Origin of the sequence: Pseudomonas sp. SIMBA_068, from assembly GCF_046534705.1 — a bacterium.
Lineage (GTDB): Bacteria > Pseudomonadota > Gammaproteobacteria > Pseudomonadales > Pseudomonadaceae > Aquipseudomonas > Aquipseudomonas putida.
In genome coordinates, this window is the sequence record NZ_JAWRYI010000999.1 from 1 (window position 1) to 255 (window position 255).

The following is a 255-nucleotide window of genomic DNA, read 5'->3' on the forward strand; positions in this document are numbered from 1 at the left end:
GGTTGCCTTGAGCTGTTGCAGCGTCCGGGCCGCGGAGCCGCAGGCGCAGCCCAGGCACATTCGCATCGCCAGCGAGGTCTGGAGCGATTACACCGAAGCCAACGGCGAGGGGCTGGGCTGGGACATCCTGCGCGAAGTCTTCGAGCCGCTGGGTGTGACCATCGAACGTTGCAGCGTGCCCTATACCCGTTCGGTCGGGCTGGTACAGCGCGGCGAAGTGGACGCCCACATGGGGGCCTACCGCGATGAGTCGCC

The 255-nt window shown here is 67.5% G+C and carries 1 pseudogene; it reads left to right on the forward strand.

Going from position 1 to position 255, the window contains the following annotated elements:
- Window positions 1-255: pseudogene (locus SB756_RS32430) on the forward strand (ABC transporter substrate-binding protein); the annotation flags it as partial.